Genomic DNA, 13,856 nt, shown 5'->3' on the forward strand with positions numbered 1-13,856 from the left:
AGATAATCCCCTTAAAACTGTAGCGCCTTGCCAGACGTATGATTTGAACCATGTATTTGGCTATGACAATTTAAACATCCCTGGCCTGCTGTTTGGACGCTTTGATTATCACCAGGCATAGTGGAAGCATGGATATCTCCTGCATGACATTGCTTACACAACATAGGCACACGTGATTTAAGAAGATCATTGTTAACGCTGCCATGAGCGTTGTGACAGTTGGCACAGTTCTCCATTACCGGAGCGTGCTCCCAAAGGAAAGGACCACGTTTTTCGGCATGGCACTCAAAACAGGTTTGATTAACATTAAAGGCTTTAAGATCACTCTCGCCCATTGACCCATGCGGGTTATGACAATCAGTACAGACCATTGAGCCATTATTAATTGGATGATGGCTACGTTTATGGGTATCTGCATTTACTTTGATATGACAGTTCGCACACACTTCAGCTTGTGTGTTTTTTACCATAATAGGATCTTTGGCAGCATGCACCTGATGACAGCTGACACAAGCAACGTCTTGATCTGCATGAGCAGAGGTATGCCATGCACTTCGAGCATTGTCATTATGACAAGCAGTACACACAGAGTTTTGCATATCAGCAGTCAAAACTGAGTCTGTACCAAAATCTATCATTGGTTCATTTTTGCCCCTATGCTTACCTTGAGGTCCATGACATGCCTCACATTGCAAACCCGCCATTGGGCTATTGCTTGACATCGCTTGACCGTGAACGCCATCAAAGATGGCCATGACTTTTTCAGAGCGCTTATGGCACATCAAGCAACCATCAGCCCCCTTTTTCGAATAAGCCCCACTTTCAAATTTATCCATCAAAATATCGATTGGCTCAGCATTAATGCTACTGGCAATAAAGCCAGATAGCATAATTAGCAATGCACTCATACGTTTCAATTTTTTCATATCATCTGCCATAATTTATATTAGATTTTTAGTTTTGCTACTCAATATGTTCAATTTACATATCGATTAGAAACAGAGACTAACCACAAAAAATAGAAATTTCTCTGGGGTTTTTAACAGTAAACTTAAAACTGTTAGCTATAACCGAAGATATTTTGGCAGGCTGATAACAAGGTGGGCATAAGAGGGCTTCCCCTCTGGATCACATACTGCAGATAAAAGTGAAACTAAGGTAAAAAACAGTTAATTGATGTGAAATTACCTTAGCGTGTATAGATAATCTACTGGCAAATAGGTGTATTGAACCTCCCAATGGATTGCAGCGCTAAGATGGAGGTAATTACATTTCCTTTATAGGTAGCTACTATTATTAGTAGCTACCTCGTTATCATTGAATCAATCCCAGCGGAAACTGCGACTAGCTAGCGCTAAACATATCAAAATCGTTGCCACAAGATATAGCAGATGATTGCCAATATCGAATAATCCAGCGCCGTCGATAATAACCGCCCTATTAGCATCATTCATGTGAGTTAACGGTAAGCAATCAGCCAAAAAACGAACCCAGGGTTTACTGCCTTCTAAAGAAAACCAAATCCCCGATAAAAACATCATTGGCCATGAGAGAATATTAAGCAGTCCATTACACAACTCGTCTGAGCGGGTACGACTTGCCACCAGCAAACCGATACTGATCATGGCTGCGCTACCGAGTAATGTATTGAGCACCAAAAGCAGTACATTACCTTGAGAGCGAATATCGAACATCAGCGCGATAACCAAAAAGACTAAGATAGCAGAAACCACTGTCGCTCCAAGTCTTGAAATGAGTTGGGATGCCAAAAACTGCCACGCCGCTAACGGGGTTACTTGCAACCGCTTTAACACCCCGGTTCTGCGATACCGCACCACCACATAACCCACGCCATAAAGCGCAGAAAACATCATGTTCATTCCGATAATACCTGGCAGTAGCCACTCAACATGACGCACGGCATTGCCAACAATTGTTTGCTTTTCTAACTCAGGGGATTTGCTAAAAATAACCTGCTCTAATATATAACCTTTAGCACTGTCTGGGTTGACCCAATAACTATCGCCACTGATCAAACCATCAATTAAATGTCGAGAGACTTTATGCTTTGCTTGCTCTAAGTCATTGTAATAAATAACATCCACATGTTTTAACTCCGACAATGCCTCAAGCTGCGGACTATCACCATAGGCACCAAGCTGATAAAGCGTCGGGTTATCATCATCGAACACCAGTACGAGAACCAGAATAATGATAATTGGAAATAGTAGTGACCAGCCTAGCGCAGACTTGTCACGCACAAACTCAAGGTTTCGGGCGTTGATCAGTGCAAATAATGCATTCATATACGAAGCTCATTACCAGTTAACTTTAGAAAAAGGTCTTCAAGGTGCGGCTTACGCACAGACATGCCGTTAGTAGAGTGACCTGAAGCGAGTGCTGGCAGTAGATCATTAAAGCTATGACACTCTACCCTTGTTTGACCAGAACAATGACTAACTCTTACTGGTAAACCGTCAAAATCCTGAGCGCAGTAAACGCCATCGAGTTCAACAATTTGCGGAAAAAAATTATCTTTAAGTAGCGCTTCAGGTGAACCTTCTGCGATAAACTGTCCTTTATCCATGATGGCAATTTGATCGCAAAGCTGCTCTGCTTCATCCATATAATGTGTAGTGAGAATAACTGTTTTCCCTTGTTTTATTATCTCCCTAACCAACTGCCAAAAATGTAACCTAGCCTGGGGGTCTAGCCCGGTGGTGGGCTCATCTAAAAAAAGCAAAGCGGGATCATTAACTAAACTCAACGCCAGCAATAGCCGCTGCTTTTGTCCCCCAGAAAGCGTAAAATGAAGCTGATTAGCAACTTCCTGTAGTTGACATAACTCGATCAAATGGGAAATAGGTGCATGGCTTTGGTAAAAACTTGCGAAAAGTTTCAAGCAATCTTTAACAGTTAAATAATCCGGTAGCGTAGTCGACTGAAATTGAATTCCAATTTCTTGTTTGAAATTCTTTTTGATTGGCAAGCCTCGATAGCGTATGTCACCCTGAGTTGGCTTCAAGACACCTTCAAGGATTTCAAGCGTTGTTGACTTACCGGCGCCATTAGGACCCAGTAAACCAAAACACTGACCAGCCTCAATATCTAAGTTAATGTTATTAACCGCAGTGAAATCACCGTATCGATGAGTTAAGCCGCGAACACTTAATAATACTGACAATACAACCTCAAGAAAAATTATTAGACATATATTATCTGTAGTGCAATGGAAAAAAACACTGGGGGTTTTAACAGTCTTTGATTTAGCAAATCATAATTGTGTACTTGCACACAAAGCTGTTTTAACGTGCTTGTTTTTAGCGAAAATCACCCCATCATGCCTGAACATCATTGATATTGAGATTTAACATGCGCGCGATAAAAATACTATTTGGGCTAGTCCTTTTTTTAGCTATACAGCCAGTTTTTAGCCAAGAGGAACAATCCCTCAGAATTGTGTCTTTGGCCCCCAATTGGAGCCATACTGTTGCTGAAATTGGGGCAATTGATAACCTAGTAGGTGTGACTCGTTACGCTCGATTTCCTGCCGAAGTCCCCTTAAGAGTTGAACAAAGTCGTATCGACATTGTTGGTGGATTTACTGATATCACTATCGACAATATCACTCGCTTGAATCCAGATCTCGTGCTCACAGCTACTGGACTGCAACTGACGTTAAAAGCACAGCTAAAAGCACTGGGAATACCCGTTATTCATATGGAGGAATCCAGCTTAGAAGAGGTATACACCAAAATAATTTTGCTTGGGGAGACAATAAATAATCAAAAACAAGCCATTACCTTGGTCGAATCAATTCAGGGTCAGCTACGAAAGATCGCATCCCAATACAGTAACCATCCATCTCCAAAGGTCTATTACGAAATTAACTATTTATATAAATGCGTGCCCGGAAAGCATTCATACATGACTGAACTAATTGAATTGGTTGGAGCTAAAGCCATTTTGTCAGATCGTGATGGTATCGCGCCCATGGTGACCTGGCCAGAAGTTGTGCAAGAAAACCCCGATGTTATTTTGCTGCCGATGTGGCCGGATGCTACAGGTCCAATCTTCGAAGGACCACAAGCGGGTAGCGGCACCACCACCATCAGTGAGGTCAAGTCCCGTGAAGAGGCTGATCGCGTGAACGCAGTAAATAAAGACGCTGTCAGATTTATTGACTCGGCAGTGACCAAACAGGCTGGGCCGAATATCCCCCAAGCTGCAAGGCTACTCGCGGAAGCTATTTATGGTAATTAAAACACAAATTTTAATGACCGCTAAATGAATAGTGAGGCCTTGTTAAAAGCGCAATAGCCAATTACAAAAAAACGATAAATAAACCAAACAGCAATTTAATCTTTAGTGCAATAAGTTATCAAATATTTGCAACAAAGCGAAAATGTAGCTAATAGCTTTGGTCATTAGCGTGCGTTAAGTACGCTGATTAAGCAACTCATTTATAAACATTAAATTATTAAGGTATCCACCTTAAATAGCTACAACTAAGGTGGTTTAGTTAATCAAATGTAAGACACTGTGCGACCTTTAATGAATTCATGCAAAGATGACTTTTCTAAGCCTGCTTTGGAAAATAAAACGGTACTTGAATGCTGAGGCATTCATCACACACGGCGTACAACCAAAGCAATCAATACGATTCAAATCACAGTAAAGGGATAACCCAATACCTCCTTAAAATGTATTAGTTTTAACTTGAGTTGCATTAAATTGAACACCTCAAACCTCTTAAACTATTTGAAACGCACACCTTGAACATTTACACACCTTAACAACCTAAATAAAGCTAAAACAGCTCAACTTTAACCTAACTACTACACCCATCAATTAAAATGAATGCTTTTTAGACCGTAAAATGACCATGATAAAGAGTTGCAGGGTCCACGCTTTACTAAAATATAAAACTGCTTTCCAACAAGCTTAAAATCAGATTTTACCCACAGCTATGACAAACCTTTGTCAGCTTAGCTCAGGACGGAACATACTCAAAAAAAAGGCCACTTGAAATCAAGTGGCCTTTAGCATCGAATTTAACTAATTACAGCTTATTTTGGGTTTACGTGACAAGTCATACACGAGTATGGATCTGGGTAAACAGGATCTGTGGTCCAGTCACTATTACCCCTAACTTTCATATCATCGCTATATAAGCCGTGCATATAAACAAAGTTTTGATCTTTCAACTCAGGTAATATGTTCAATAAGTAATTTGGATCACCGTACATTTCACCACTAACAACGCTCACAGCATCTCTATCGGTTGATGGCACATCAATGATTGGTTTAGCTGGGTGAAAGGTCATATCTTCAGGAGAGTTACCACCTTCGTACATTTTCGGGAACAGTTTATTTACTGAACCGTGGTTTTTAGGTTGGAACTCATTATCATGGCACCAGAAACAAACACCGACTTCACCATGACCTGCTGGAGCACCGTTATTACCATGACATTGAGCACATTGGTAAGGTGCCACGGCGCGATCCGCTTCATCTAATACTTCATAAGACTGTACGCCTTTAGCTAGATCCATAACATAAACGGGCGTTGGGTTAACCCCCAAACTACCTTGGTCGCCATCAGAGTGAATACTACCTAACGAGTGACAAGTACCACAATCGGCAACGCCCCAGCCAAAATGCTCTTCAGATAATGGACGAATTGCCTCGTCAATATCGTAAATTGGATACTTATCATCACCACCCACTCGGTGGCTTTCTGGCGCAGCAAATTTCAACTGACGCGCCATAACAAATACGCTATCAGTTGGGTAGTATAATGGCCACACGTCAGGAAATACGTGACGGTTTTTATCGCCATGCCAATCAGTCAAATCGATTTCAATGCCTTTGCTACCAAAGTATTCGGCACATTCCTCGTCAACCAAACCATTTGGAGTGCCTGTCTTTTGACCATCAAGACCAATGCCATCACAAAAAGTTGCAGGTGGCGCTGAGTTCGAATCTGCCATATTCCCTAGACCGTACTTATGGTTCCAATCACTTGTATAGCGTGTTTCATAACCGTCAATTGCGTAGGCAAAACGCGCTTGGTTTACCACGCCATCAACAGAGTTAACTAAAAAGTGTTGAATATTAGCACCGGTGGAAATTTGTCCCCAGTAAGAAAAGCCCATTTCAACTAAGCCTTGCTCATGCAGACTCATGAATACATCAGCCATGGTGATCATGACGTCTTTTTTATAGATATCAGGACGCAGGTTATGTGGACGAACAACCACATCGTTAAAGACCATTTGTTCACCGCCAACAGGCTGTACCATCACTCTTGGGAAGGTTGCACGGTTATCACCAAACTTTTCTTCATCAGTCTTTCTGCGTTCAACTTGGGTGCGCTGCATCTCTTCACGGCGATAGGTGTAAGCTTCACTTCGAGAAGCTAACATCACCCCAGAATTATCTTGAAGTACCGTCATTTCCATGCGAGTTCCAACCGCTTCGCCGAAGTTGGTGTACTTGTTTTCTCTTTTAAATTCACCTGTGTCTGGGATCCAGTTTGCGGCCCAGTTTGGATCGCCTTCACCTACAGGCTTGCCATCAGTATCAAATTCAATGTTGCTGCCATCTTCGTTATGCCAAACCGTAAAGCGGTAAGCACCAATGTCCTCGCCCCACTCGTATTCAACGTGAAAGTCATCACGTGTCGCTGAAACGTAAAGCAATACTTCAGCAAAGGTAATTTGACCATCATTGAAAATATCATCACGTAATGGCTTAGGGATCAACTTACGAACATCTGCAGCCTGAACGGTATAACCGTGCTTTATATCACCATGTCGCCTTTCAGACTGTGCCACCCAGTCTGTTCTAGCCATTTCTTTACCGATATAAATAGTGATCGGCCCTTCTAACTGCCACTTAATATCTGGCCCCCAAACATTATCGAATACTTGACTACCTGTTTGAGGCGGCTCGACAATCTCAGGTATATCTGGATTTTCAGGAGAACTTTTGGCGTCATCACTTCCACAAGCGGCAAGCATTGCAAGCATTAATAATGTTGCTGATGTTTTTATATGTTTCATCTCATCCCTTTTACAATGTAAATATTGAAGCGGCATATTGACTTACCCAACGCCTTAAGGGACAGTGACTTCTCACAGTAACAATCACACCATTTGTAAATAAAATGATTTTGTTTATTTAGATTTGAACCCCATCACAATTACATTTAAATTCACTAACTTAATCAACTTTAACTCATAAATAAAATCAAAAAAAATCACCACAAACATTACGCTAACAACTGCAACAAAATGCATATTGAACATATAAAACGTTAGAAACAGTGCCTAATTTGAAAAGGTAACATCAAAAAGGAGTGCGTTTTTTACACCACACAGCATGTCCATATTGATTCTATATAAAGGGGAAACTTGATTAACTAATGATGTTGTTCAGCAGCCTGTTTTACGCAAGGTAACACATGTTTTGCGAATAAATGATTAATTGTTGTTTTGAAGAATTATCAACATCATAAGCTCTCAAGATCCATTTATATTAAGGTTTTAATGATAATAATTGAGTAGACACTAGCTCTGAGAGTGATGTTTCGGTATTTACATAGTTAATTACAACCTTGTCAGCCTTTAGCCGTAATTACATTTGTAAATCAACGGGTCCTGCACAAAGCAACTTAAATAGCCAATCCAGCCAAATATCAACAAGCTTAATGGCCTCTTTCTCACATCATCAATGCTGTAACACTTATCCCTGTTAGTGGTTTTTCACAGAAAACAAAGAAAGCTTGTTAGATTTTTTGAATCCAGCACTATTGTCTTGAACCATGTCGCATATCTAAAAGTAGGTATTGCCCAATGTCGCATTTATTCACAATCGCTATTGCTGGAAACAAGGAAATGCATAAAATTCGCAATCACTTAATTAGGGTATTTACAAAGGGTAGCTTCGGCTCACTATACAAAGGAGGAGCACTATGATGAAAGCAATAATAGACACTGATTTGTCTACTCTGTCTAATGAACTAGGCGTTAATGCTTGCGTGCTCTATATTTTTTTGAATAACCCAATTAATCTACGCACAACTCGTGAAGCTGCTAGCCTTGTCGTTGCTAGCGATAAGCATGTTGTCAAACAATTCAAAGCACAACATTGCCAATGGGTCAGTTTGGAAGCTGATAAAACAAGTGCACCTAGCCGTTCTGCTACTCCAACGCTTGATGTTGCAAACCTCATCTATAAAGAGAACATGAGCATTGATATCACTTTTTTATTCGCGCCTAAATTAACAGCAAAATTTGTTTTTTATTCTAACAAGCTCTGTATTACAGCTCTAAATGACAAGCTTGAGTTGATTAAATCAAAGCTTTTGCAAGTAGCGATTAAAATCAATAATAGCCATAAACTTATCAAACAATCATTAATAAATATGGGCGTAATTAATCGTAAAACAATCGATATATTACAGTTTACGGCCGTGGGTTACTCTAGAAAGGATATCGCGCCAAAATTAAATTTATCGGTACGTGGCATCGATTATTATATAGAAATCGCCAAAATAACGTTTGAAGCAGACAGTTTACCCGCGTTAATTTATAACGTAAATCAATATGGTCTACTAAAGGACTTTTCAGAAATGGAGGCTAAGCATGAAAGTCAGTAGCATTCTGAACGAGTTCTCACGAACTCATAATATTACAGACACCATGTTTGTCTTAGACATAAATAGTAATATGCTACCTTCAGGGTTCTCTAAACTTAATCAAGTAGCTGGTAGAACTCATATTCTCGCTAGCTCAGTTAATGCGATAAAATACAGCAAAGTATCACGAAAAAAGTGGGCAAAAAAAGACCACAACACAGAGGTCTCTTTAAAGCGTAAATACCATACTTGGGATTACAGTGACTGGCCGCAGTTTAAAGTTGGACCTAATGACGATATTGTTAAATTTGGCTACCAGCAAAAAGTAACCGTAGAAGTACCCTGCATGATGAACCCCAATTGGGTGGGGCGCTTCTACTTCATGGTGCAAACTAATAATAAACTTGCTGACCCCAATGCATTTAGCCGTTTATATAAAGACCTAACCGATATTCATTACATGTTACTGCAAAGTAGTATGGAGAACCTGAATCCGTTTTTAGACTATGGTTTAATAAAAAGCGCTGATATTGCGATATTATATATGATGGCAAATGGACACGACCGTGAATCAATTGCCAAAGCAGCACATTTGTCCGCACGAGGTGTCGACTATCGCATACTTAAACTCAAGAAGTTACTAGGTGCTAGCAACTGCTCTAGCTTAATACATTCAGCATACAATAACTTTTTAATTCAGTAATATCATTGCCCCTACTTGATAGGGGCGCAACACTTACTGCAGGTCCGCAAAATCAAGAATAATTTAAAGCCTCATTTGCGTGTATCCATGATGGCAATTTGATCGCAAAGCTGCTCTGCTTCATCCATATAATGTGTAGTGAGAATAACTGGTTTCCCTTGTTTTATTATCTCCCTAACCAACTGCCAAAAATGTAACCTTGCTTGGGGGTCTAGCCCTGTGGTGGGCTCATCTAAAAAAAGCAAAGCGGGATCATTAACTAAACTCAACGCCAGCAATAGCCGCTGCTTTTGTCCCCCAGAAAGCGTAAAATGAAGTTGATTGGCAACTTGCTGTAGTTGACATTTGACTCGGCAGTTACCAAATAGGCTGGGCCGAATATCCCCCAAGCTGCAAGGCTACTCGCGGAAGCTATTTATGGTAATTAAAACACACATTTTAATGACAGCTAAATGAATAGTGAGGCCTTGTAAAAAGCGCAATAGCCAATATTGTGCGTTTTCATACAATCTATTCAACCAAAAGACAGAATCACTTTTAACTAACCTCAAATAAAGATTTAGTAAGTAGAATCAGGATTTAAAAGAGCACTATAAATAGTTCTGAAAACGTTCGCGATCTCGCCCTGCACCTTATACTGACTGAGGGATATCACAAAGTTGGTCTGTTACTAAGGTGATGGATATGCAGAGTCTCCCAATCACACTATATCTGTAATAGGATTAACGAATATCAAAGAGTATTAGCCTTAAATATACACAGGGCAATGTAACTCTTTAGCAGCATTGTTAACATCTGCCCGGCACGGTTGCTTAACTGTTTATTTTATGTGACCCACCTCCGATTTTACTCAACAAATCTTTATTTCTATGAGTACTGATAGCGTTTTTATTGCGGCTCGAATTCATACTCGACTGAGTGATTAATGGATAAAAATAATATCCAATCATGAATTTAGCAGTAAATAAATATTGCTATAGATTCAGAATATACTGGAGATGAGTAATGAAACTTAATGTAATAACAACCACTTTGGCTTTGTCTTTTTTGCTTGTAGGTTGTGGCAGTGACAGTAATGATAAGGTTGACCTAACAGAACCAGAACAGGGCTATAAAAATGATAAATATGTGGTAATGGATGTTAATCATCAACCTGTGGCTGACAAAATTCATTATGTCGCTTTAGGCCGCTTTGACGACAAAATTAAAACTTGGATGAACAGCGATCAGGCAGAAGATCTTGATGGTGACGGCCGAATTAGTTTTTATGATGCGCAAAAAGCAGGGGTAGAAAACCCACCGATTGACTACCTTGAAGTTAACTCTTCTGATGTTGTCGCTTTTCTTACCGAAAACCCTGATGGTTACGGTCAGCATACCTCTCGACCAGATATTTTTGTTGAAGGACAATACAGTGTATTCGATGTATTACGATATGTAGTGCATAGCGATCCTCAACTTAAATTTGACTCTGTTACACCTGCAGAAGAGTCTCCTTATAACACTTTCGAGTTTTCCATCTCCTATGACGCAAATAATGATGGTGACTTTACCAATGATGGTGATGAATTCGTTAACTCGCCTAATTGGTTCTTCCGCTTTAAAACTAGTGCCGGAGATTTCCAACGTGCGACTGGTGAACCAAATGGTGAGGCGACTTACAACCGTATGGATGAAATGTGGGCGCAGCATGATTTAGCCATCAGATTCCAGCCTTTCCATGAAGTTACCACTGTTAGACGCCAACACCTGTGGGAAAAAGAAATGGCACGTCTGGATGAAAATGGTCAAGTCATTAGTGAAATTTTGGTCCGTGATGGTAATACGCCATATCCTTACCCTTATGTACAAAATTTAAAAGTAACTGCCCATAACCTGCGTCCAGATGTCTTTCAGCCAGGCGTTATTACAGGTATAGATTGGTTTATGTCTGCAATCGATGAAGGATATGACTTTAAACTGAGCTACTGGCCAACACTGGATACAGGGGCTTCAGTCAATTCGTATTCAGTTAACCATGTAAATGGTATCACATCGTCAGTAGGTGAAGGTTGGGTTAACATGATGGGCGAAAAAGAAGTAGCCACCGACTATGGACCACTGCCTGCATGTTTGTGGGATAAAGAAGGTAAAACAGCTTCTGTTAGTGCTTTTCCAGCTGAAGATTGTATAGACGACTTCCAATATGCTTTTGGTGGCAATAAGTTACACTTAATGACTGATGTGTGGGTGATGAGCTATCCAAAAGAATACGGAATGCTGGTTTATGCAAATCATTATAATGCATGGGGTATGGAAGAATATAATGGCAATGATCTAGGCAAAGAATACGAGTTTAGCAATGGCCTAGTGGCAAATTTAGAAACCCTAAATTCTGCAAAAGATGCAAATTCTGATGCTATGCTAACAGAATCTCACTATGGCTGGGGCAAAGCTGACTGTATGTTGTGTCACAACCCAGAAGATGGACACATGAATGGCGCACCACTGCCAGTTAACACCAACGATGGGTTTGACATTCCACAGCCTTACTTCTGTTCAACTTGTCACGGGACTAATGGTGCAAGTGAAGGTCATGGTGCAACCGCTCGCTGTTTCTGGTGTCACTCTAGCTCTAAAACACCTGAATTCCATGGTGATGCGTTCAGCAAGCGTACTGTACCGAGTATCATTGACGCTATTAATGAAGAAAAAGATATCTTCTTCTACAATAATGGAAGCCCGGTGATGCCTAGAGATTCAGCAGGTAACCCAAACTCTTACCCTGATAAAGGTATTATTAGTGGCGCGAATTCAGACTGGAGCATGTCACAAACATTCCCAGATCCATATTCATGCATGACGTGTCACGATAACGGTTCATTTGATAAATAATCCCCAAATTCAACTGTGAAGTGCGACACTCGCCTATATCAAGCAGCCAATGTCATATTTTTAAATATTACAGCTGGCTGCTTGAACCCTAAACACTTTTTGGGTCAGTAATTTATTCCCGACAACGCAAACTCAATATCACTATCTGACACGGTTCTTAAGTCCGTTCCCTTTTTACATATTGCCTTGTTCTGGTCAACTCCAACCGGACACTTTTCTAAAAGAGATTTCAAAATCTATCGGTGACTGATCAGTCGAACGCCACTTGAAACATTATTGGATGAGAAACAGATTTGGGTGGATAAAAATCTAGCTCAAATCTAAGCTGACAGACACCATAAAAAAAGAGGTAACGGTCAGATCAAATCTGAGCTACTAGACCTTATGACAAAATTTTATATTTAAATGCAACAGCTACCAGTTGCGAATTGTTTTTAACTTCAAATAAGGCTTTCATTTTATTGACATGGTAGTCGACACCACGCTCAGTCAAGTGCAGCGTTTCTGAAATTGAAATTCTTGAATGACCTTCTGCAAGCATTTTTAACACATTATGACTTTTACGCGAAATAAGCCCCAAACCAGTGAAAGGATTAATCTCTGATGTTGCTTCACTTCCCAGTACCATATTATGAAAATTAGAAATAAATTGCTGCATTTGTTCCCAATTTTGCTCCGCAAACGTCTTTAATACTGTTGGTTCAAATTCACTCATGAAAAAAAATCGCCCATGAAGATAAGGACAGTTTTCACTCTGGTAACGATAATAGACGCGGCTTCTTACGTTATACTTACTTAAAACATCACGACACAGTCGTGAAGCCTCCGTATCCTCTTCGTAACTAAAAATCTGAATGCCACTAGCATTCAATTTGCTCATATTTGGCTCAACTTTAATGGCTTTTTTGGTAAAGTCCGCTCTCATCTTACGCATTGCTGAGTTAGAATATAAAAAATTATGTCGTTTCTCACGTTTACTAATCGACACTTCAGCATCAACATCAATATGAGAGTTTTGCATCTTCACCGATCTTGCCAAATCGAGAATATAAGTGCCCCCAATAAAACCTAAACGACTTACCTCGTTATTTAGTGTTAATTCTAGTCTCTCTCGCCGTTCAATTGCAGAATCAATGGTAACTTTATTACTTATTATTGATTGTTTCATCCCCAAAACTTCCAATGATTTTACTTATATATGTAAGTGTTAATATTACTTATCTACAACGATAGCTTCAGTGATAAACCTCATAACGTAAACAACCAGAAATTTAAATTTGTGACAAACTACTAATAAACATCAAACATCTATATAAAAATATGTCTTTCAATGCATTCTGATATTCGCCAGTTTTGAAGAACATAACGTTATGCGCACACGACAACGATCAGCAATTGTCGTGAGTTTGCGAATCATAAAGTGATAGCCGCAGCCTTAGACACAAAGCTTTACTTAGCCCCCTGTACTGGTCGAACGCCACTTGAAACATTATTGGATGGGAAACAGATTTGGGCAGATAAAAATCTAGCTCAAATCTAAACTGACAGACACCATAAAAAATGGGTAACTGTCAGATCAAGTCTGAGCTACTACAGCTAAACAGATACGAGTGAAGTACACGTTAATAGGAGCTC

10 protein-coding genes are annotated in these 13,856 nt (G+C 40.0%); 4 read left to right on the forward strand and 6 right to left on the reverse strand.

What is annotated here, in order from left to right; translation table 11 throughout:
* Positions 1–11: 11 nt before the first annotated feature.
* The 3 genes from BCU91_RS00890 to BCU91_RS00900 form a co-directional block, all read right to left on the reverse strand.
* Complete coding sequence (locus BCU91_RS00890; protein ID WP_102475820.1) at positions 12–926, reverse strand: DmsE family decaheme c-type cytochrome; 915 nt, start codon at positions 924–926, stop codon at positions 12–14.
* A gap of 396 nt (positions 927–1,322) precedes the next feature.
* Entirely contained in the window at positions 1,323–2,306 is a 984-nt protein-coding gene (locus BCU91_RS00895; RefSeq protein WP_102475819.1) for an ABC transporter permease, read from the reverse strand.
* Positions 2,303–3,184 carry an ABC transporter ATP-binding protein gene (locus BCU91_RS00900; RefSeq protein ID WP_102475818.1) on the reverse strand — a complete coding sequence of 294 codons (882 nt, stop codon included), beginning with the start codon at positions 3,182–3,184 and terminating at the stop codon, positions 2,303–2,305. The genes BCU91_RS00895 and BCU91_RS00900 overlap by 4 nt, the downstream gene beginning before the upstream one ends.
* 281 nt (positions 3,185–3,465) lie before the next feature.
* Here BCU91_RS00900 and BCU91_RS00905 point away from each other — a divergent pair, with 281 nt between their 5' ends.
* On the forward strand, positions 3,466–4,263 hold the full coding sequence (locus BCU91_RS00905) for a helical backbone metal receptor (protein ID WP_157936254.1): 798 nt from the start codon (positions 3,466–3,468) through the stop codon (positions 4,261–4,263).
* A gap of 806 nt (positions 4,264–5,069) precedes the next feature.
* Here BCU91_RS00905 and BCU91_RS00910 read toward each other — a convergent pair.
* Positions 5,070–7,067 carry a hypothetical protein gene (locus tag BCU91_RS00910; RefSeq protein ID WP_102530703.1) on the reverse strand — a complete coding sequence of 666 codons (1,998 nt, stop codon included), beginning with the start codon at positions 7,065–7,067 and terminating at the stop codon, positions 5,070–5,072.
* Positions 7,068–7,978: 911 nt separating this feature from the next.
* On the opposite strand from BCU91_RS00910, the gene BCU91_RS00915 reads away from it, so the two are divergent.
* On the forward strand, positions 7,979–8,665 hold the full coding sequence (locus BCU91_RS00915) for a hypothetical protein (RefSeq protein ID WP_102530704.1): 687 nt from the start codon (positions 7,979–7,981) through the stop codon (positions 8,663–8,665).
* A complete protein-coding gene (locus BCU91_RS00920; protein WP_102530705.1) occupies positions 8,652–9,347 on the forward strand; it encodes a hypothetical protein in 696 nt (231 codons plus the stop codon). Before BCU91_RS00915 ends, BCU91_RS00920 begins: the two co-directional genes overlap by 14 nt.
* A gap of 71 nt (positions 9,348–9,418) precedes the next feature.
* Here BCU91_RS00920 and BCU91_RS00925 read toward each other — a convergent pair whose 3' ends face one another.
* On the reverse strand, positions 9,419–9,736 hold the full coding sequence (locus tag BCU91_RS00925) for an ATP-binding cassette domain-containing protein (protein ID WP_347230774.1): 318 nt from the start codon (positions 9,734–9,736) through the stop codon (positions 9,419–9,421).
* Between the two features lie 616 nt (positions 9,737–10,352).
* Here BCU91_RS00925 and BCU91_RS00930 point away from each other — a divergent pair.
* Positions 10,353–12,221, forward strand: a complete 1,869-nt coding sequence (locus BCU91_RS00930) for a hypothetical protein (RefSeq protein WP_102530706.1) — start codon at positions 10,353–10,355, stop codon at positions 12,219–12,221.
* Positions 12,222–12,603: 382 nt separating this feature from the next.
* Here BCU91_RS00930 and BCU91_RS00940 read toward each other — a convergent pair whose 3' ends face one another.
* Positions 12,604–13,389 carry a helix-turn-helix transcriptional regulator gene (locus tag BCU91_RS00940; RefSeq protein ID WP_102476974.1) on the reverse strand — a complete coding sequence of 262 codons (786 nt, stop codon included), beginning with the start codon at positions 13,387–13,389 and terminating at the stop codon, positions 12,604–12,606.
* Positions 13,390–13,856 lie beyond the last annotated feature (467 nt).

It is taken from the genome of Shewanella sp. 10N.286.52.B9 (assembly GCF_002873635.1).
Lineage (GTDB): Bacteria > Pseudomonadota > Gammaproteobacteria > Enterobacterales > Shewanellaceae > Shewanella.

Excerpts from the sequence above, each read along its gene's own strand:
- BCU91_RS00915 (WP_102530704.1), top strand. The coding sequence starts at position 7,979 with ATGATGAAAGCAATAATAGACACTGATTTGTCTACTCTGTCTAATGAA.
- BCU91_RS00910 (WP_102530703.1), bottom strand. The coding sequence starts at position 7,067 with ATGAAACATATAAAAACATCAGCAACATTATTAATGCTTGCAATGCTT.
- BCU91_RS00920 (WP_102530705.1), top strand. The coding sequence starts at position 8,652 with ATGAAAGTCAGTAGCATTCTGAACGAGTTCTCACGAACTCATAATATT.
- BCU91_RS00930 (WP_102530706.1), top strand. The coding sequence starts at position 10,353 with ATGAAACTTAATGTAATAACAACCACTTTGGCTTTGTCTTTTTTGCTT.
- BCU91_RS00895 (WP_102475819.1), bottom strand. The coding sequence starts at position 2,306 with ATGAATGCATTATTTGCACTGATCAACGCCCGAAACCTTGAGTTTGTG.
- BCU91_RS00940 (WP_102476974.1), bottom strand. The coding sequence starts at position 13,389 with ATGAAACAATCAATAATAAGTAATAAAGTTACCATTGATTCTGCAATT.
- BCU91_RS00890 (WP_102475820.1), bottom strand. The coding sequence starts at position 926 with ATGAAAAAATTGAAACGTATGAGTGCATTGCTAATTATGCTATCTGGC.